This is a genomic window from Burkholderia anthinoferrum (assembly GCF_002925705.1).
GTDB lineage: Bacteria > Pseudomonadota > Gammaproteobacteria > Burkholderiales > Burkholderiaceae > Burkholderia > Burkholderia semiarida.
Genome location: NZ_LFZP01000019.1, coordinates 53,720 through 72,950, shown reverse-complemented (window position 1 = coordinate 72,950; position 19,231 = coordinate 53,720). Strand labels below are relative to the sequence as shown.

General features: G+C 61.3%; 19 protein-coding genes. 6 read left to right on the top strand and 13 right to left on the bottom strand.

The window, feature by feature from the left end; translation table 11 throughout:
- Window positions 1–473: 473 nt before the first annotated feature.
- The 8 genes from C5F75_RS05420 to C5F75_RS05380 all read right to left on the bottom strand — a co-directional run bounded on the left by C5F75_RS05420 (window position 474) and on the right by C5F75_RS05380 (window position 5,942).
- Window positions 474–3,335 carry a DUF927 domain-containing protein gene (locus C5F75_RS05420; protein WP_060010205.1) on the bottom strand — a complete coding sequence of 954 codons (2,862 nt, stop codon included), beginning with the start codon at window positions 3,333–3,335 and terminating at the stop codon, window positions 474–476.
- A 127-nt stretch (window positions 3,336–3,462) separates the two neighbouring features.
- Window positions 3,463–3,789, bottom strand: a complete 327-nt coding sequence (locus C5F75_RS05415; RefSeq protein WP_060010202.1) for a hypothetical protein — start codon at window positions 3,787–3,789, stop codon at window positions 3,463–3,465.
- A gap of 9 nt (window positions 3,790–3,798) precedes the next feature.
- Window positions 3,799–4,146, bottom strand: coding sequence for a hypothetical protein (locus C5F75_RS05410; RefSeq protein ID WP_009908645.1), 348 nt, complete (start codon window positions 4,144–4,146; stop codon window positions 3,799–3,801).
- Window positions 4,139–4,351 carry a hypothetical protein gene (locus tag C5F75_RS05405; protein WP_006765346.1) on the bottom strand — a complete coding sequence of 71 codons (213 nt, stop codon included), beginning with the start codon at window positions 4,349–4,351 and terminating at the stop codon, window positions 4,139–4,141. Before C5F75_RS05405 ends, C5F75_RS05410 begins: the two co-directional genes overlap by 8 nt.
- Complete coding sequence (locus C5F75_RS05400) at window positions 4,344–4,646, bottom strand: hypothetical protein (protein ID WP_060010196.1); 303 nt, start codon at window positions 4,644–4,646, stop codon at window positions 4,344–4,346. The genes C5F75_RS05405 and C5F75_RS05400 overlap by 8 nt, the downstream gene beginning before the upstream one ends.
- Complete coding sequence (locus C5F75_RS05395) at window positions 4,639–4,815, bottom strand: hypothetical protein (RefSeq protein WP_099316733.1); 177 nt, start codon at window positions 4,813–4,815, stop codon at window positions 4,639–4,641. The genes C5F75_RS05400 and C5F75_RS05395 overlap by 8 nt, the downstream gene beginning before the upstream one ends.
- Window positions 4,816–5,145: 330 nt before the next feature.
- Window positions 5,146–5,670 carry a hypothetical protein gene (locus C5F75_RS05385; RefSeq protein WP_060010192.1) on the bottom strand — a complete coding sequence of 175 codons (525 nt, stop codon included), beginning with the start codon at window positions 5,668–5,670 and terminating at the stop codon, window positions 5,146–5,148.
- Window positions 5,667–5,942: a helix-turn-helix transcriptional regulator gene (locus C5F75_RS05380; RefSeq protein WP_017432796.1), complete on the bottom strand. Its 276-nt coding sequence runs from the start codon at window positions 5,940–5,942 to the stop codon at window positions 5,667–5,669. Before C5F75_RS05380 ends, C5F75_RS05385 begins: the two co-directional genes overlap by 4 nt.
- A 598-nt stretch (window positions 5,943–6,540) precedes the next feature.
- On the opposite strand from C5F75_RS05380, the gene C5F75_RS37590 reads away from it, so the two are divergent.
- Window positions 6,541–7,296, top strand: coding sequence for an HNH endonuclease (locus tag C5F75_RS37590; RefSeq protein ID WP_081075314.1), 756 nt, complete (start codon window positions 6,541–6,543; stop codon window positions 7,294–7,296).
- Between the two features lie 181 nt (window positions 7,297–7,477).
- Here the strand turns inward: C5F75_RS37590 and C5F75_RS05370 are convergent, their stop codons facing one another.
- Window positions 7,478–8,782: an STAS-like domain-containing protein gene (locus C5F75_RS05370; RefSeq protein WP_081075313.1), complete on the bottom strand. Its 1,305-nt coding sequence runs from the start codon at window positions 8,780–8,782 to the stop codon at window positions 7,478–7,480.
- Between the two features lie 395 nt (window positions 8,783–9,177).
- The gene (locus tag C5F75_RS36180; protein ID WP_144029739.1) at window positions 9,178–9,711 is read right to left on the bottom strand and encodes a hypothetical protein; all 534 of its coding nucleotides are present in this window, start codon (window positions 9,709–9,711) and stop codon (window positions 9,178–9,180) included.
- Between the two features lie 352 nt (window positions 9,712–10,063).
- Between C5F75_RS36180 and C5F75_RS05365 the strand changes: the two genes are divergently transcribed.
- Window positions 10,064–10,639, top strand: a complete 576-nt coding sequence (locus C5F75_RS05365) for a recombinase family protein (protein WP_060010189.1) — start codon at window positions 10,064–10,066, stop codon at window positions 10,637–10,639.
- A 369-nt stretch (window positions 10,640–11,008) separates the two neighbouring features.
- Here the strand turns inward: C5F75_RS05365 and C5F75_RS05360 are convergent, their stop codons facing one another.
- Together C5F75_RS05360 and C5F75_RS05355 are read right to left on the bottom strand one after the other, a co-directional pair.
- Entirely contained in the window at window positions 11,009–12,103 is a 1,095-nt protein-coding gene (locus C5F75_RS05360) for an NmrA family NAD(P)-binding protein (protein WP_060010187.1), read from the bottom strand.
- A gap of 185 nt (window positions 12,104–12,288) precedes the next feature.
- The gene (locus tag C5F75_RS05355) at window positions 12,289–13,206 is read right to left on the bottom strand and encodes a DMT family transporter (RefSeq protein WP_060010184.1); all 918 of its coding nucleotides are present in this window, start codon (window positions 13,204–13,206) and stop codon (window positions 12,289–12,291) included.
- A 99-nt stretch (window positions 13,207–13,305) separates the two neighbouring features.
- Between C5F75_RS05355 and C5F75_RS05350 the strand changes: the two genes are divergently transcribed.
- Both C5F75_RS05350 and C5F75_RS05345 read left to right on the top strand, forming a co-directional pair.
- Window positions 13,306–14,214 (top strand): LysR substrate-binding domain-containing protein, encoded by a 909-nt coding sequence (locus C5F75_RS05350; RefSeq protein ID WP_060010182.1) that lies wholly within the window; start codon window positions 13,306–13,308, stop codon window positions 14,212–14,214.
- Between the two features lie 672 nt (window positions 14,215–14,886).
- Window positions 14,887–15,789, top strand: a complete 903-nt coding sequence (locus tag C5F75_RS05345) for an SDR family oxidoreductase (protein ID WP_060010179.1) — start codon at window positions 14,887–14,889, stop codon at window positions 15,787–15,789.
- A 710-nt stretch (window positions 15,790–16,499) separates the two neighbouring features.
- Here C5F75_RS05345 and C5F75_RS05335 read toward each other — a convergent pair.
- On the bottom strand, window positions 16,500–17,402 hold the full coding sequence (locus C5F75_RS05335; protein ID WP_059576787.1) for a LysR family transcriptional regulator: 903 nt from the start codon (window positions 17,400–17,402) through the stop codon (window positions 16,500–16,502).
- Between the two features lie 120 nt (window positions 17,403–17,522).
- On the opposite strand from C5F75_RS05335, the gene C5F75_RS05330 reads away from it, so the two are divergent.
- Window positions 17,523–18,260 carry an SDR family oxidoreductase gene (locus tag C5F75_RS05330; RefSeq protein ID WP_059576789.1) on the top strand — a complete coding sequence of 246 codons (738 nt, stop codon included), beginning with the start codon at window positions 17,523–17,525 and terminating at the stop codon, window positions 18,258–18,260.
- A 43-nt stretch (window positions 18,261–18,303) separates the two neighbouring features.
- Window positions 18,304–19,203: an SDR family oxidoreductase gene (locus tag C5F75_RS05325; protein WP_060010176.1), complete on the top strand. Its 900-nt coding sequence runs from the start codon at window positions 18,304–18,306 to the stop codon at window positions 19,201–19,203.
- Window positions 19,204–19,231 lie beyond the last annotated feature (28 nt).

Below are 19,231 nucleotides of genomic sequence, written 5' to 3'. Positions count from 1 at the left end.
TGAGCCCCCGCGTCTTTGCCCTAGACGCAGGGTCCCCCGCTTTCCGCCCGCCCCGACACTTGCGGCAGGCGCAACAATGCCCGATCGGGGCGCATCGCGGACACCTCCCTCGAAAACACGTCGTCAATGCCCTTGGAATCCCGGAGAGCCGCGCCCGGCTTGGCTTCAAGGTTGATGCAGTCGGTCAATGCCCGTCCGCTCAGTGCAAAACGAGTTGGAGATTTGGAGATAAACGCCTGAATCGGCCGCAAAGCCTTGTGGGGTAAGGCTTCGTGTGTCTCCAAACGATTTGGAGAACGCTGGAGATACTGGAGATAAACCGGGCTGGATTGTTACGGCTGCGGCAAGATTCGCGGCAGCCGCCCGCCCAGTTCCATCTGGTGCGTATCGCTCAAAGTAACTTTGACGCACGGGCGAAAAATGCCGCGCAAAGGAATGACCGCCACCGCCCTCCCGGACGGCGGCGGCGTCTTTCACAGTTCGAGCGTGAAGATCGACGGCAGCACACGGTAGACCATGGCCGGGCCATGTCCCGGAATGTGCTCACGTCGGTACGGATAGCCGTCGGTGCGGGGCCTCAGCACACCACGCTTTATCAGCGCGTTCGCGACCATCTTGTGATCGAAGCCGGCGCACACATCCTTACGGAACACGGTCGACTCGATCAGGTATTCCGTCTCGACGCACTCCGCATCTTCGGCGCTCATCTTGTCGCCGAACTCCGCGTAATAGGCTTGATTCGACTCAATCGCGATGCTGCTCCTGTCGTGTTTCACAAGTCGCTTCCAGCCCGCTCGATGCGGCGCGTTCGGCCGATGGTCGTCCTGCGCGCGGTTCATCCACACGAAACGGTTGTCGCCGTGTGCGACGAGGAAGTGCAGCACCTGCCGCACGGCTTCGGCCTCGTCCGAGTTGCCCGTGCCGCCGCGCAGTTCGAGCCAGCCTTCGAAGCAGCGACGCGCGGCCTCGACCGCTTCGCCCTGCGGCCAACCGGTCAGCCCGTGCGCCGTCGCCAGCTCGCCGGCCACCGCAACGAGGCAGAACCGCTTGGCGACGCGCGCGACCTGCGAATGCGAACCGTCCGGCACCCATTGACCGACCAGCTCATCGACGCGCATGCGCAGATGCTCGGCCAGCTCGCCGGCCTGCGACGACGCCCACTCGATGAAGGCCGGCCCCGCCGTGCCGTAGTGCATGCCGGCGTGCCGCTCTAGATGCTCGATCAGCGCGGCCGGCGTCGGAAAGCCGTGCAGCTTCTCCACGACGCCCATTTCGCCGACCTCGGCCGGAATCGCAGGCAAGCGCACCTCGATACCGCCTTTCATGGGCTTGTTGCCCTCAGCCATCAGCGCGGACACGCTCTTTTCGCCGTTCGACAGGAACAGCAGCCGCCACGTGAGAACCGGCTTTGCCGAGCCGCTACGCGACGCGCGCGCCTTGCCCGACTCGTTCGCGAGCATGTAAATCACATCGCCGACCAGACGCGGCTCGACCTGCCCGATTTCATCAAGGATCAGCAGCGCGTCACTATGCTGCGTCGCGACCGCTTCGAGCGCGTTGTCGGTCGCCTTCCAGCTCCGCACATAGTCCGGCGAGCCGAACACGGACGCGGCGATAACGCCGCCCGTCGACTTGCCTTTCGACGTCGTTCCTAGCAGGTGAAAGCCGCCCGATTGAAGGCCGGAGAAGTGCAGCAGCGGACCAGCGAAGGCGGTAGCGACGCAGAACAGCAGCCGGCTATTGCCGACGCAGTAGGCTGCGACCTCGCGTCGCCAGTCCTCTAGCGTGCCGCGCTCCTTGAATTGGCTCTGGATCGGCGTGTCGGCTTGATAGATCAGCGCCTCTTTGCCGGTGCCGATGACGCGATCGGGCAGCACGAACGCGCCGTGATGCCAGCCGACGCGCGGCACGCAGCGCACGCGCGCGTCCGGCTGCGCCATCTGGATATAGTTGGCGATCTGCGTGCGGGCGATCTGCGTGACGCCGAGCTTCACGCCCATATCGAGCAGCATGCGGCGCAACTCCGTGCCGTCGCCGGCAAATAGGCCGGCCGGCACCGCCCACCGTTTCAGGATGCCGTCGCGGTCGGTGAATTCGAGCAGGTAGCCCCACTCGCTGTTCATCTCGTTTCGCGTCTCCGCAATCACGTCGATCCGCGTGCTGACCCAATGCGGCGGGAGCGGATCGCCCTGATTGTTGAAGCCGTGAAACCACACGCCCTTGTCGTCGACGACGAACCGCGACTTGCCGTCCTGCGCGCGGGCCGTTTTGGGGCGCTTGGCGGGCTTCGCGGCGGCTGGAGCGGCCTTGCCCTTGCCGACGTCAGCCGAGCCGGCCGGCGCGAGCGCTGCCCGCACGGCGGCGGCCACCGCATCCGGGCCGACGTGCGCAGCCAGGTCGTTGAAGTCGGTCCCGGCCGCCGGGCGGTTCGAGCCGAAGTCGGGCACCGCCACGATGCCGGCGACGGCATCGGCCGCCGCGCGGGCCTTCGTCACGCCCGGATTGCCCTTCGTGGTGTGGTCGTCGTCGGCGCACACGACGATTCGGGCGGCCGGATACTGGCCGCGCAGCGCCGTCGCGACCGCGTGCAGGTTGCCGGCGTCGAACGCGACGGCGGCCGGATAGCCGGTCGCGGCCGCGAGCGTCGCGCACGTGGCGTAACCCTCGCCAATCAGCAGCGTGGACGGCCCGGAAGATAGCGGGCCGCCGATCAACGAGAAGCAGCCTGCCTTGCGGCCGTTCGGCAGATAGCGTTTCTGGCCGTCCGTGAGAACGAACTCCAGCGTCCACAGCTTGCCGTCGGCGTCACGGGCCGGGATGACGAGGGCGCCGTCGCATGCGGCCGTGCCGATGCACAAGCCGCCGCGATAGACGCGCAGCGCGTCGACCGGGATGCACTTGCGAACGAGGTACGGGTGATCGACCGGCGCGGGCTCGGCCGCCGACCAGATCGACTCAGCGAGCGCCGACGCAGCTTGCTGCTTCTCGGTCAGTTCGGCCAGCTCGGCAGCTTCGCGGGCCGAGCGTTCGGCCTTCTGCCGCTCGCGCTCCGCTGGATCGACGGGCTTTGCTCGATGCGCGCGCGGATCGAAGCCGCCGAGCTTGGCGAGGTGAAACAGCGTGTTGATGGTGATCTTGCCGCCCTTGAACGACTTCCACACATCGCGGGCGTCCTTGCCGTTGTAGTTCTGCGCGCCTTGGCTCCATTCGTTCCAGAGGGCGAAGCCCTCCTCGCCAAACTCGGCCTTGAGCGCCATCCCCACCTGACTCCACGTGTCGCGGTCGTCGGGCGGGACATAGCCGAGCGCGACTCTCGCCCGCTCGAATTCGGACATGGGTGCGTTACTCATAGGTTCCCACTGGACGCGCGTCGGTCGGCTTCCGATTAGTAGTCCATATCGGGTAAGCAGCTACCCGACGCGCGAAGAATTGAATGATGCGGCGATGCCTAGCGGCGCAGCGTCAGCCGGCCGCGCGAGGCACCGACAGAACCGCTCCGCCGGCCGTGACGTCGTTGCTGTAGACGTAGCGGCCGAGCCGCGACTCGCCGAGTGCGTCGTTGGCCGCCTCCAGCGCCGCGCCGATCGACGGCAGGGACGCGCGGAACAGGCTCAGCACAAGCCAGTAGTCGTCATCGGACATGGCCTTGTCGGCCGCCCAATGCAGGCTGTCCAGCAGCTCCATTGCATCGCTGATCCGGGTGCCGATGCGGTTGTGATCGGGGCGGTTCACCTCGGCCACGAAATGCGGCGCGAGCGGTTGCTCGGCGTTCTTGTTCGTCTTTGCCATGGCCGTCCCTTAGTGCGTCGTGCGCGGTTCGCGCGTAACGAGGCCGAGCGCCGCGAACAGGTGCTGCTGCACACGCCCCATCAGGCCGGCCGCGAACGCTTGGCGGCTGATCGTCACGCGGTGCGCGTCGACGTCGCCTGCGTCCTGCATGGCGGCTTCCATACCGCGCGCGAACGCAGCGGCCTGATGCGCCGCATAGTCGTGCAGCCGCACGTCGCCTTTCAGGTCGAGCCATGCGTCGGCGCAGATCGCGCCCAGGTCGACGGCGAATTGCAGCTCGATCGGAGCGCCCGTATCCAGCGGCGGTGCGTTGTCGAATCCGTCGACAACCGCGGTTCGGATGCGCTGGTCAGTCATGGCACACCTCCGGCTGCGCAGTGCGGCGCATTTCGGCCGAATAGCGGCTCGCAACGCTTTGCCCCATGTCGACGAGCGCGCGCTCGTAGGTACCCTCCGCAAGATGCGAACGGACAGCATCGAACAGGGCTTCGAGCTGGGCGAATTGATGGGCCGCACACATGGCGATCATCGTGACTTCGTTCGGCAGGCGGTATTTAGACATGGCGCACCTCCAGAATCGATGCGAGGAGGTGCCGGACGTCGATCGTGCAATCCAGCTCCGCTTCGCCGCGAATCGGCGTGAGGTTCCAGTCGTGGACGGCTGCGTGCGTGAAATCGCCGGACCGCCGACCGTAGACACTGCGCCCCGTGACGGGGCCGCCCAAGATCCGCACACGCCAATCGTGATCGGGCGTCGGACGAGCCGATGCCACCTCGACCAGCATGCCGATACGCGAGCGCGCATCGCACTTCGTGACGATCGCCAGATCGCCAATCTTGCAGCGCAGCTCAGCCATGGCGCACCTCCGCACGGACGAGCGCCGCAATCGCGGCCAATGCCGCGCCGGTTGCGTCGAGCGCGTCTTGATACGTGCTGGCGGTTGCTGCGTCGCGCAGTGCTGCGCGGACGATGGATTGAATGAGGTGGGATTGCTGCCCGGTATGGGCGTGCGACGACTGGCGCATTGGGTGCGACCTCCTTGGACGGGTTGAACCCGCTCCCCACTGCAAATTGGGGTGGGCGGGCAGACGGCAGGGTTTGCAGACCGGCGTCCAAGGGAACCGGCAGGCCGAAGCCTCCCCACCGTCGCCCACCCATTGATCGTAGAGGCGCGCGAAGGCACACGGACGTAAAAAAACCGCACTGCGGCGGTCGTCCGCCTTGGAACTGTCGGGCTGCAAATCCCGGTCGCTGTTGTCTCAGCGACGCGCACAGGATACCGCGCGATGCTGGACGACGCAAATCGCGACGCCCACGCCGTATATTGCCTAGTGCAAAGCGACTTCGGGCGAGCATCAGGCGGCCTCCCCCTTGAGCACGGCGGTCGCCAGCTTAAGCTGTTCGATATCCAGTCGCGAGCTGCCCTGCGCCAGTGATTGGCCGAGCGCGACACCGCGCAGCAGGGCACTAACTTGCAAGCGGCGCGTCCCGTCCGTGCACTGCGCATCAATGTCGTTGTAAAGCGCACGATAGGCCTTCCGCAGCTGTCGATACTGCCGACGACGATAGTTCGCCGAATCCTGCTCAGCAGCCGCGATCGCCTGGACGAACTTCTCGCAGGCGGTGCCAAGTTGCTTTGTCGTCAGGTGCGGGGCTTCGAGCGCGAGCGTCGAGGCGAGCGTGACGGCGATCGCTACGACCTTCCCGGCGTCATCGCCACGATTCCAGAAGCAACCCTCGATGTCATCGAGGATTCCTGCGAGCTTGCGGAGGCGGGCGTCGCGGCAACGCACGAACGCGGCATCGCGCGCCCCGACGGCCGCGCCCATCGCGCGACCATACGGGCCGCCGCGATCGATCATAAGGGAGGGCGCGCTCATGCTTGCTCCCGCGTCGATTGGCGGGATTCGACCCAGTTCTGGACGTCTTGCGCGCGCCAGCCGACGCTCCTGGCCCCTAACTGGACCGGCGCTGGAAACTTGCCTTCACGAATCCAGCGATACAGCGTCGTTTTCTTGACGCCGACGCAATCCAGCACACCAATAAGTCGAAGAATCTTAAGAGCCATTTTCTGTTCAGAAATGGCCTGCTCCGCAAGAAGGAGGAAAGCGGCAGCAATAAACCACGCCGTACTATCAAAGTACGGGCGCAATGAAGTTCGGGGGAGACGCGCAAAGTAACTTTGCAAAGTTACTTTGCACGGCGCGCCGCGCGCGGTATCATTCGTCCTAACAAGAGCTATGCGTTTCCTAGGCGCGGTGGCTCTTGTGGTTCCTCCAATTATGGAACAGGCAGCCAAGCCAAAAATCGCCGGCGGGATGTGTTGGTAGCACATCCCCGGCACCCTCTCGTCAGCGCGACGAAATATGCTCAACGACTGAGCATTCCCCGCCTTTTTTCCTTGCATCGCCCACAGATTCCTAGAGCCGTGTTCGATTAGGTGCTAACAAGTACCGCAATTATATCGAAAGGTCTGCCCCCATAAAAGATTTGTCTCGGATTATCTAAGACCGTAATACATGGTGTCACTGTTCGGCCAAGGAGTTGCGCTTTTTTGTCGTCCGCTGAGCTATGACGTTGAGTGCCAGCTTTCCTTAAAGCTCAGCGGCTGCAACAGGTCGGTTGCGGAAATTCGGACCGGCAAGGGGACCAGCAGACCACCGGCCAGGGAGAGGTCGCCGGTTGAGCAATGATCGGATGTCCGGTACAACGAGTACGATCGCCAATTATCGATATAGGACACGGTAGCTATGGCCCGCACGCACGGACATGGGAATCCAAAATGGACGCGCGACGAGACAATCCTCGCGCTTGATCTCTACTTCGATCTGGATGGAAGGATTCCATCCAGCTCCGATGAACGAGTAAAGGCGCTATCCGAAGTCCTTCGTCGATTTCCTTATCACGCAGAGGCATCAAGGAAGGAGTCTTTTCGAAATCCAGATGGTGTGGCATTCAAACTTCAAAATTTACGGCAGATTGCAACTGGCAAAGGGTTAGGGAACGTGTCAGAAACAGATCGTGCCGTGTGGTCAGAGTTTGGGGCATCATCCGCAGCGGTGAAATCACTGGCTAACCTAATCCGCGCTGGCCTCACTGCATCCGAGTCCGCCGGACCATTGGTCCTCGATACCGAGTTCACGGAGGGGCGTTTAGTCACCGAGTTACATTCGCGCCGGGAGCGAGAACCAAAGTTGAGGGAGCGGCTATTGTCATCAAGGCGTGGCAGCGGGAAGTTGTTCTGCGAAATGTGTGGCGCTCCGCCGCCTTCTACCAATACGGCACTTAAGGAGGCTCATTTCGAAGCCCATCACCTCATTCCACTGTCAAGTACGGGCATCCGAATCACGCGCCTCTCTGACCTGGCTCTACTCTGTGCAAACTGTCACCGTCTGCTTCACCGAGCAATCGCCGTTGAAAAACGCTGGCTTACAGTCGCCGAGGGGAGAGCAATATGCGGAATCCAGTCCGCGGGCTGCTCACCCTATCAATCGAGTGGATCTTGAGCGTCCGCATTCAAAAATCTTGGCCGACCTAGGTGGCTCGATCTGCACCGGTCGTGCATCACAGGGCAGTGGCCGGCCGCGTTCGGCTTCGGCCGCTCCCTCGAATTCATGTCAGCATCGGTATAACACGTGCGAGCTGGATCAGCCTTCCGCAGGAGCGCGCACGTACACCCAAAACGCGTCAGGTATTGTCATCAAAAATAAAGTCAATTGTTTCGCGGATTTCTGGAGGTGCATTTACTATCTTGATTCGTTTGAAAGCGGCAAGACCCATTACTTTTATCGGAGACGCTAGCAAAGCGCTCAAGAAGCTATGAGGTGAGCTTGTAACTCTCTCAAAATCTACCAGTATTATTTTCCCAGACTCGACGGCTGGAAAAAGTCGCGTATCGCGGAACTTTATGGCCGCCTCCTTATCTTCGGCGTAGCTACCAAAATAATTGAAGATGCTCAAATAGAAGCGTTCGTCAGCCTCTTGAGTGTCAGCAGCACTTTGCTCCTTTGTCGCCGCCTCTCGAAACTCTTGCATCAGCTTGTGCAGGAAAAACGTCGGGTTATCTTCAATTTTTAGAGTAACCAGAACGAACGTGCCGGGCCAAGACTGCGCCATCGTTCGTCCCGTGACGTCTCGCGGAGACACATGCACGAGCCCGTTACCAGACACGACATACATGTCGGCATTTAGACGTCTTATGATATTCGTCGAGATGTAAAGACCCATGCCCGCATTATCTTTATTGCGATACGGATCGTTTCTGCCGAAGGTTCCAGAAACCTTCGCCCTTGTCGCTAACTTTATCGCGGCCTCGTCTGATTCCTGCCCTGGATACGCCTGCTCGAGATGGGCTTTAACACCAATACCAATATCCGCGATAATAAAGTGTATCTCGTTTCTCTTTTTGTACCATGTGAACTGCACAATCGACGGTATGCGGATATTTTTTAAAGCCTCTCCTGCATATCGTTTCCCGTGCTCCATGGTGTTATAAAGCAACTCACCAAGAACATATCGAAGAGTGCTGCCATATTCAACATTAAAATCTTTTGTGTACGATTCCGCCGACTCTATAACCAGCTTAAAATCTTCTGCGTTGCGCACGGCAAATAATGGCTTAAACTTCGCACCATTAAACCGTTGCGTTTCATTCGGCAAGACGGAAAATAGCCCCCTCGCGCCCATCAGGCGCCACATCGCTCCAGGACCTTCGCCGTCCTCGGATTCGGCAAACGAGACGCGGCAACCTTGGGAACGAAGCTGCCATGCGTACAAAACCAATAGGGAGAGTGCTTGGTAGTTGGCCGTTTTGCACTCAGACATATCTATTTTTACCGGCCGATCACTAAGCGTCCAATCAAAAAAAGACAGGAATCCGCTAAAATCGTATATATCATGCTCTTTGAAACCAAATCTTGTCGGCAGTTTCAAGACAACCGAACGCGATACTTCGATCGCACTTTTAATCTTGCTAAGTTCTTCTCGCAACATTGCGCACTTCCTCAGTATCTCGATTATTGAGCATTCTATTTAACCGCGAGTACGGATCACTTGATCGATTCATTCCGCCCCCGAGCAAGGCCGAACAACGTACGCGAGTAAGAGTATAGCCAGACACTGCTTCGCTCGACAGCAGGACGCGGGAGCCTTCAGAGTTAGGTCGGCACCGATGCGCCAACCGATGAGTGCTCGAACGTGAAATCGGTCAACGCTGTGACGGCGACGAACGGCTGCAGCGGGTCGATCTGAGGCGGATGCCGCCCGACTTGTGGCGGACCGGCCATCCATCTTGCATCGGACCAAATTCGGCCATTAAGCGCCGCTCACCTGAGCCGTAGGTCCGAACGCTTGCTCCAGCCGAACATCGAAACCCTACTCTAAATGTCTTACGTCGAATTTGCGCGGGCAGAGGTGCGTTTCCCGTCAGGATTCGTGCCCGGAACGGACTCCAATCCGGCAGAATTTCGACGACTGCAAACATAGTCTGCTCGCATATGATGGCACTCCTCGGCTAGTTTTCTCGCCAAGGTCGATAGGGCTGCCAAATTTGGTTCATGTTGGGCCAACGAGAACGGCATGGTTGCTATGACACCGCTCGACGTATCAAGACGTGTGGGGTTGTACTTGTATTCTGAATGTGCAATCGCTTTGTTACGCAATTCCTTACATTTTTCGTGCAGTTCAATCTCAGGCGCTGTCAAGTTTCCGAAGTCACCAAGCTCCAGCTTCGAGGTCGCCTCAGCCGGCCCCCTTTCGTTTGGCGAAAATGGCCTGTAATAGCACACGATTGCGGCAAAGACGATTGCTTCGTATGCAAGGCTAGATTGAGAGTGGCCTTTCGCTTCTTCCGCAAATTCTATGCACTTTTCGAAATCACGAACCGCAATGGAGAGTCGATTGAATTTGGCTTCTGTGATCATTGCTAGGCCCTCATATTAGACGTAATCGGAGCGAATTTGCAGCCCGCTTCAACGGCGACATCGCCATATGCTAATCGATCGGAGGCAGCGACCGTTTGAGACTTGAAACCCGCCGTCGTCACGAGGAAGTGCCTAAGGACTCAAACGGGTTGGTTGTTGTAGTTCGAATAGTGGCACTTCCTGTCTGTCCCAGCGACCGACCAGAAGGCAATCGGCCTCCAATCAAATGCGCCTGTCCAAAACCGATCCCTTGCGGACAGGGGCATTTTGCCCTGTCCGTAAATAAGGGTTGAAACGTTTTGGACATTGCCTTATATTCGGACGTCCATTTCGTACAGATTGAGTGCCCGATATGTCCCGAACCTTTGCCTATGCCCGCGTCAGTACGTCCGACCAGACCACCGCGAACCAGTTACGAGAGATCGAGGCGGCCGGCTTCTCGGTCGACAAGCGCCGCGTTGTGTCGGAAAGCATTTCGGGGAGCGTAAGCGCCGATCAGCGGCCGGGGTTTGCGCAGTTGCTCGTCAAGATGGAAGAAGGCGACGTGTTGATCGTGACGAAGCTCGACCGACTCGGCCGCAATGCGATGGACGTGCGGGCCACGGTCGAAGGATTGGCCGAACGCGGTATCCGCGTTCATTGTCTCGCCCTCGGCGGCGTAGATCTGACGAGCGCGGCAGGCCGGATGACGATGCAGGTATTGAACGCGGTGGCCGAATTCGAGCGGGATCTGTTGATTGAGCGCACGCACGCTGGTATCGCTCGCGCGAAGGCGGAAGGCAAGGCGATGGGGCGGCCGTCCGCCCTGTCGGACAAGCAGCGGGCGGACGTGCTGCGCGAGTTGGACGCGGGGGCAAGCGTGGCCGCGCTTGCTCGGCGATTTGGCACGAGCCGCCAGACGATCATGCGGGTACGCGACGCAGTCTAAGCGCGCGCGCCGTTCAACTCACGCCCTGCTAGAGCCCGGCTCGCTGGGTGGTGGAGCGAGCAGCTTAAAGGCGCGAGGCGGCGCATGCGCGGTTCCGGATGGATATCGGTCCGCATTGCCCAAGTGGCAGCACTCCAAAAGTGCGTCCAGTCTCTCATCTGTATAGGACTGGACCAGACCAAGCAGACAGTGTCAGGTTGTCTGACTCAGTTCGGCCATGTCCGGACATTGGCATGTCGTTCCTCGTTGGCCGCCTTGCCGACAGCTTCGGACGTTGAGCGTCGACGATCTTCGCCGGCATCGCAGCGTGAGAAAACGCGTGGCAAGTAGTGAGGCGTTTTGCAGTTGAGCCAGAAGTTCGCGAGGAACTTATAACGCGCCCTTCCTCTTGTCTTCGGACAGCTTCAAGACAGGCGGCGATCTGAGCAGATTTTCAGGCTGAACCCGTTCCCAGAGGCCTCCGTTGCCCAGTGCTCGTCCCAACTGATCTTCGCGCCTGAGCCATTGTTCGACCGTCCTGATTCGCCCGGGATGAATTTCGTCGAGCAATGCGTAGTCTCTCTTGACGATCCCGTACTTCCACAGATTCCAGAAGCCAGTGAAGTTTTCGCGGAAGCTCATCGTACTTTTGTCGCGGAGATCGGCGTTATATCCGGACGGCAAATCGGCTGCGGCCTTGAGCGGTCCGCTCCAGTATGCTTCGAGGTCGGTATCAATATATTGCGCGGGATGTCCGGTCACGGCTTCGAACGCCTCGGCAAGCTTCGCATACTCGACATGCTCGATCGCGACCTCGAGATTCATGCCATTCGCACGCTCCGGATTGTCGAAAAGCCAACGTGCGTAGTACCCGCAGTCCTCAAGCGCTACATGCGGAACGGCGCCGTCACCGAGTGGCACCCGCCACGTAACGACGCCGCTTTCCACGGACGGCGTCATTGGTGTCATTGCCGAGACGGCCATCTCCATATACGGACCGGTCGTAAGCAGCGCGGCGCCCATCCGGTCCCGGTTTGTCAGGTTCTGGAACAGAATCCATTCCCCTACGCGGCCCTTGCCATCATAGTGGCCTGTCCGAAACCGGGAATCGTATCCGGACCTTTTGAGCGCGTAATCGAGGTTTCCGTATACGAAGAACTTGACTCCTTCTTCGATGGCTATTTCATAGCATCGGATGGCCCAATAAATCTCAGTCTTCTCCCCGGTGTTGAATCCATCGAGATTGATATACGCTGCGCTGCAATTACGAAAACCGTCACGCAGGACCGCTTCATCGGCAAACGTGCCCTTCACGATCGAGACGTTCCCAAGAGTGGAGAGCTCGATGGCCCGTCGCGATTCAGGATCTCGGCTCAAGGCGCGCACGGCATATTTGCCGTCGGCGACGAGCGCCCGGATGACGGGCAATCCCTGTGCGCCCGTTCCACCGATGACGAATATGGTCGAGGGGACCCGTGAAGACATGTTTGTTTACGCTGGTATGAGTTGGATAGATTTGCCGACCGCTGCGCGCCGATGGCACGGATGTCAGCTTCATATGGCATCGGGCACCGGTACGCCGACCACTCGCCCGTGAACTTCTGTCGAGATGCCGAATTGCGGTCTGCGCGATATTTCATCGAAGCATTCATTCATACGACACTGCGGCCCTAACCGGCCGCCTTCGCCGGACCGCGCGCCGCGACTGCGCGTGGTTGCCGGCTACGTTGCAGCAGAAACACACCACCGAGGATTGCGCCCATCGCGAACAGTTCGACTGCGCCGATCGGTTCCTGCGCAAGCCACGAACCCATCAGCAACGCAACGACCGGTGGAATGTACGTCACGCTGGACGCGGCCACTGCTCCGAGCCGTCCGACGATGAAGTAATAAAGGATGTAAGCGATCCCGGTGCCCGTCAGACCGAGTCCCAGGACGAGGCCGAGCAGCGCTCGCGCATCGCCCGTCACACGCACGATGCCGTGGAAATCCGTGACGCAGCCGATCAGGACCAGTGCGAAGCCGATCTGCCACGTCGACAGCGCGAGCGGTGAGAGGTCCAGGCCGGAAAGAAAGCGGCGCGCGTACACGAACGAGCAGCCCACGCTGAGCGAGCCGGCGATCATATAGCCGACTCCGAGCAGGTTGACGCCAGCCGCGTGCGCATTCCACGGACGCGCGATCAGCAGTACGCCGACGAATCCGCAGACGATGCCCGCGATCATTCGCGCGTTCGGGCGTTCCTCGCGCAGCAGTGCCCATGCGCACAGGAAGGAAAAAAGCGGGATGGCGCCGCTTAGCATCCCGGCAATGCTCGAGAACAGCAGCCCGGCCCCTTTCGCGAACGCATAGTAGTAAATCACGGTCGCAAGCAGCGACATCACCACGAAGTGGTGAGCGTGCCGAAGATGGCGCCATTTGAGCGCCTTAGTGAATAGCGCGACCGTGAGCAGCGGGATGAAGCCGAAAAGCACGCGCAGGAAGACGATCTGACTGGCAGCCAGATCGACGCTCGCCCACTTCATGAACAGGAAGTTGGTGCCCCAGATGAACCCGAGGGCGGCGAAGGCGAAATAGGCGGGATTCATGTCAGCGCACCAGGAAAGCGGATGAAGTCCCGATTGTGTTCCGCACCGGTGTGCTCTACAAATGATTTAATGTCGACTATGGAATAGAAAAACTGAGCTATGCGATCGACTCCTCCGCTGAAAGCCCTGCCTGCCTTCGAAGCTGCCATGCGGCACGGCAGTTTTACTCTTGCATCCCGAGAACTGAACGTGACGCCTGGTGCGATAGGGCAGCAGATTCAGAAGCTTGAGGAATGGCTCGGCGTTGCCCTGTTCGTGCGCCAGATACGGCAGGTAACGCCCACAGAGGATGGTCGCGCCTACTTCGCGCAGATTCAACCCGCCCTGGCAGAGCTTATTCATGCGAGCCATCGCATTCGTGAGCGTCGCGGTAGCGGCGTGCGGTTGTCGATGCCGCCGAGCTTCGCTGCCAAGTGGTTCGCCCCACGCATGGCCGACTTCCTGCAGGCAAACCCCGGGATTGCGCTGAGCCTGAGCACATCGACAACGATGGTCGACTTCGAACTGGATGGCGTCGATCTCGCGGTTAGGCATTTCGACGGGATGGATGCACGACTATCCGTTCAACTGCTGTGCCATGACGAGGCACGCGCGTATTGCCATCCGGCATACGCGAAGCAGCGCCGATTGAAGCGCCCCGACGATTTGCGCACGGCGACACTGCTCCATAACACGCTACACCCGCACTGGGCCACGTGGCTTGCTCGATTCAGCGGTCTCGACGGTTCGCAGATTGACACCATTACCGGTATCAGGTTCGACCAGTCGTTGATGGCGATCGACGCCGCAGTGCGCGCGCAAGGCGTTGTGCTTACCGGCCCCCTGCTGGTAGAAGCGGAACTGGCTCGTGGAGAACTGATCGAGCCATTCGATAATGCGCTGGCCTTGGACGCCGGATACTACCTCGTCCATCCCGCCAGTGCCGGAACCAAACAGGCGGTTCAATTGCTCAAGGCGTGGTTTGTCGGCAGCATCGCTGTGGGATGTGCGCGACGTGGGGGCATTTAGTCGTCGAATTATTGTCTCAATGACTGCTGTCGGCTCTAATTCCGACGCCGGATAATGCGATTCCGACCGGTAACAATGGGTCGACTTCCGCCGTCGGCGACCACGGCCACCAACGATGCTGCAAAACTACATCGTCGGTCCGGGTTCAGCCATGAAGCGTCATTGGTTTGCGTCAACGGCGAGACGTTGAGGCGTCCCGTCTGGCTCAGGGAGCGGACACCCAAGTCAGGCTATGCGAATTTTCCGATTGGTTGCCCGGCAGGAAGTTCGTGCGTGCCGCGCCAGGCATCGCTAACCATTGACGCAATAACGTCTGGACAAGGTTCATCGCGGATTGCGCGAAGAGAGCGCCGCGATGGATCACCAAGCTGCGCGGCATGGCGTCGGTAACCGCCGGCCGCATTCGTCGGTTTGCGGCCACTTGCAGTGGTTAAGCCACGTCGGGATGGGTTGCCTAAGCAGCCGAAAATTTACACCGGTGAGTTTACTTTTCGCCAAGAAAACTACACTATGCGGTGTACTTCACCGAAGTCATCCCTGCGGGTCCACCCGGACCGTCCAACACCAGACCCATTTCTCAGCTGCACGTGCGTTGTCGGCTGAAGCTGAACGCCTGCCGGCTGTCCGCGTCAGAGCCCCGCTTTATCGAATGAACTCATAGGAGAAACGCGAATGTACAAACCTCTTGATCAGCGGGGGCGCCGTATTGTAATTACCGGAGCCAATAGCGGCACCGGCAAGGAGGCGACTAGGCGATTGGTGGCGGCTGGTGCCGACGTCATCATGGCTGTACGCAACGAGTCGAAAGGCGATGCCGCCCGCCGGGATATACGCAAGGAGTTTCCAGGGGCATCGATTGAGGTCCGCACGCTGGATCTCTCAAGCCTCTCGAGTGTGAGGAATTTTGGTCGCCAGTTGCTCGAGGAGGGACGCCCTCTCGACGTGCTCGTAAACAACGCAGGGATCATGATGCCGCCGACCCGTGTACTGAGCTCCGACGGATTCGAGCTACAGTTTGCGACCAATTTCCTAGGCCACTTCGCACTGACCAATCTGCTGTTGCCGCTTCTGCTTGGAGCGAAGTCTCCTCGCGTCGCCACGATGACAAGCAGCGCCGCAATTGGTGCCAAAATCAATTTCGACGACCTTCAAGGCGAAAGGTCGTACAAGCCCATGACGGCGTATGCGCAGTCCAAGTTAGCCTGCCTGCTGTTGGCAAATCGATTGGCAGAAATTGCGCGCGAGCGTGGCTGGCCCCTGCTCAGTACGAGTGCCCATCCAGGCCATACACGCACCAACCTTCAGACGAGCGGTCCGAATATGGGTACTGATTCAACCCGCAAGAGGCTATCGTTCCGACTTGTACCGTCCATGGATGTGAAATGGGCCACGGACTCGCTCTTGCAGGCGGCAGTCGACCCCACAGCGACTCAGGGCGCATTCTACGGCCCCCGCTTTCTGCTCGTCGGGAACTCGCACGTTGCCAAACAGCCCCGATCCGCCACGAGCGCGGATTCGGTTCGCCTGTGGCAAGTAGCAGAAGCATTGACGGCGACGAGTCCACCGCAGGTGTGATGTGCACCCGCTGCGCGGCCAGCCAGCCCCCGAATCAATCTTGTCGCGATTATGCCGCGCGTCCTCGTGCCGATCACTGACGTGATGCGACGGTTGCAAAGTAACTTTCTAGCGTAACGCCGGCTCGGGGGTGTGGGCGCGCGGGGCGTTCTTTGCGCGCAGCGTTCCAGAAGGCAGGGCAACTCTCAACGTCGTCGTGCGGACGCCATAGCTCAGCAGTCTGTCTCCAACTTTATCTCCAAGAAAATGTGTACTTTGGAGATAGACTTGGAGATAACCACAGCCTTGCCAGACAAGGCTTACAGGCCGATACAACCGTCTATCTCCAAATCTCCAGATATTTTTGCTTCCGGCGGCACAGCAACGTTCCGCACGGCACCGGCCTTCGACTGATCGAGCCTACGCTGATACGCTTGTTGATATCTTCTGAACGACCTCGCCCGAACGGCACACGCAGCAGAGCGATATGAATTCTGCGGCTGCCAGAAGCGCGGGGGGCAACTCTGGGGGCAACTCAGCAACACCACACAAGCAACACCCTTATACTACGGGCCTCACATAGAATTATTTCATTCCGGCCCTGGCACCAGTCTTTCGCAGCATCCCGCGCTGCCACTGTCGAAACCCGCGCAAGCTCGCCGCTTCGCGGGTTTTTTGTTTTGGCCGCGCGTTCCTCACCGCGTCGAGTGACCGACAGGGGCCTGCCGTCCTCAGCCCGTCAACTCGCGAACGAAGTCGAGAAACACCCGCACCTTCGCGGCGACGAGGTTCGACGCGTGGTGATACGCGTAAAGCGGGAAGGTCTCGTCGGTCCATTCCGGCAATAGCAGGACCAACCGCCCGTCGGCGAGCATGTCCCGCGCATAGAGCTCGAGCAGTTGCGCGATGCCGACGCCGCCCAGGCACGCGCCGAGCAGCCCGCCCGTATCGTTGACCATCAGCCTGCCGGCGGCGTCGACCGGCACGACTTCCTTGCCGCGATGAAATTCCCATTCGTACGGTCGCCCCGTCACCGGATCGCGGATCAGCACGCACCGGTGACCGTCCGCGAGATCCCGAGGGTGCCGCGGCTCGCCGTGACGCGCGACGTAGGCCGCCGACGCGCAGGTCAGCACGCGCGTCTCGAGCAGCAGTCGCGCCCGATATGACGACGGCTCCGGGATGCCGAAGCGCACGGCCACGTCGAAGCCGTCGGCGACGAGGTCGCCCATCCGGTCCCGCACGCTGATCTCGACCGACAGATCGGGAAAGCGGTCGAGAAATTCCGCCATCCGCGGCGCCAGCACGTAGTGGCCGAACGTGCCGTCCACGTTGACCCGCAGCCGCCCCCTCACGCGCGCCTTCGACTGGCCTGCGTCGAGCGCCGCCTCCTCGATACCGGCCAGCAGCGGCGCGACCGCCTCGTAAAAGCGTCGCCCTTCGTCGGTCAGCGTGATCGCGCGCGCCGTCCGGTTGAAGATCCGGATGCCGACCCGCTCTTCCAGCCGCGCGACCGCGCGGCTCACCGCCGGTTGCGTCAGCCCCATCGCCTCGCCCGCCCGCGCGAAGGTGCCGGCCTCGATCACCGCCGAGAGCACGCCGATACCACTGAGCAACCTGCTGTCGAATCCCATGAGACATACTTTCAGTCATTCATCGACTGATCATTATTCATTATTTTTATTGATCGAGGAAGCCTACAGTAGTCCTGTCGCCGGATCGAACGGCATTCATCCATTCACCAGGAGCAGGACATGAGCACATCGGAACAGGTCGCCCTCGTCACGGGTTCGTCGCGCGGCATCGGCGCGGAAATCGCCCGCCAGCTCGCCCGGGACGGCTTCCGGGTCGTCGTCAACTATGCCGGCAGCGCCGGCCCGGCCCGCGAAGTGGTCGACGCGATCGTCGCCGACGGCGGCCATGCCGTCGCGGTGCAGGCGAACGTCGCCGACCCGGCGGCCGTGGCCGCGCTGTTCGACGCCGCCCACGACGCATTCGGCGGCCTGGACGTGGTGGTCAATTCCGCGGGCGTGATGAAGCTGGCGGCCATCGCCGACTGCGACGATGCGCTGTTCGACGAAACGTTCGCGATCAACGTGAAAGGCACGTTCAACGTCTGCCGCGAAGCGGCCAGGCGGGTGCGCGACGGTGGACGCATCATCAACCTGTCGACCAGCGTGATCGGCATGCGCATGCCGACTTACGGCGTGTACGTCGCCAGCAAGGCGGCGGTCGAAAGCCTCACGCAGGTGCTGGCGCAGGAAATGCGCGGGCGCGGCGTCCGCGTGAACGCTGTCGCGCCGGGGCCCGTCGCGACCGAGTTGTTTCTGCAGGGCAAGAGTCCCGAACTCGTCGATCGGCTCGCGAAGCTGAACCCGCTCGAGCGGCTCGGCCAGCCCGACGACATCGCGCGCGTCGTTGCATTCCTCGCCGGCCCGGACGGCGCGTGGATCAACGGCCAGATCCTGCGCGCCAACGGCGGCATGTGCTGACCGACCGCTCGCGGCCATTCGTCTTTTCGCCAGGAGATCGCTCATGAAGGAAGTCGTCCTCGTCACCGGTGCGTCCAGCGGCTTCGGCTTGCTGACGGCCCAGGCGCTCGCCCGCGCCGGTCACACGGTCTACGCGTCGATGCGCGAGCTCGCCGGGCGCAACGCGCCGCGCGCCACCGCCGTCGCCGCCTATGCGCAAGAACACGGCGTCGATCTGCGCACCATCGAACTCGACGTCGGCGACGACGCATCGGTCGATGCCGCAATCGAGCGCGTGATCGCCGACCACGGCCATCTGGACGTCGTCGTCCACAACGCGGGCCACATGGTGTTCGGGCCGGCCGAAGCCTTCACGCCCGAACAGCTCGCGCAGCTCTACGACGTCAACGTCGTGTCGACCCAGCGCGTGAACCGCGCGGCGCTGCCGCACCTCCGCCGTCAAGGCCGCGGCCTGCTCGTGTGGGTGTCGTCCTCGTCGGCGCGCGGCGGCACCCCACCGTTCCTCGCGCCCTACTTCGCCGCGAAAGCCGCGATGGACTCGCTCGCGGTGTCCTACGCGGCCGAACTCGCCCGCTGGGGCATCGAAACGTCGATCGTCGTGCCGGGCGCGTTCACCCGCGGCACGAATCACTTCCTCCATGCCGGCAAGCCGGCCGATACCGCCGTGCAGGCCGCCTACGACAGCGGGCCGTACGCGGGCGTCGCCGACCAGGCATTGACGGGCCTCGCCGCGCTCGAGCCGGCGGACGCCGACGCCGGCGCCGTCGCCACGGCGATTGCCGAGCTCGTCGCGGCGCCGGCCGGCAAGCGCCCCTACCGCGTGTTCGTCGATCCGTCGCAGGACGGCGCCGAGGAAGTGTTCCGCGTCGGCGATCGCATTCGCCGCGAAATGTTCAGGAACATCGGGCTCGCCGACCTGCTCGCGCCGCGCGTCGGCGGCTGATCCTTCGCGCGCCGGGTCGGCCGGCGCG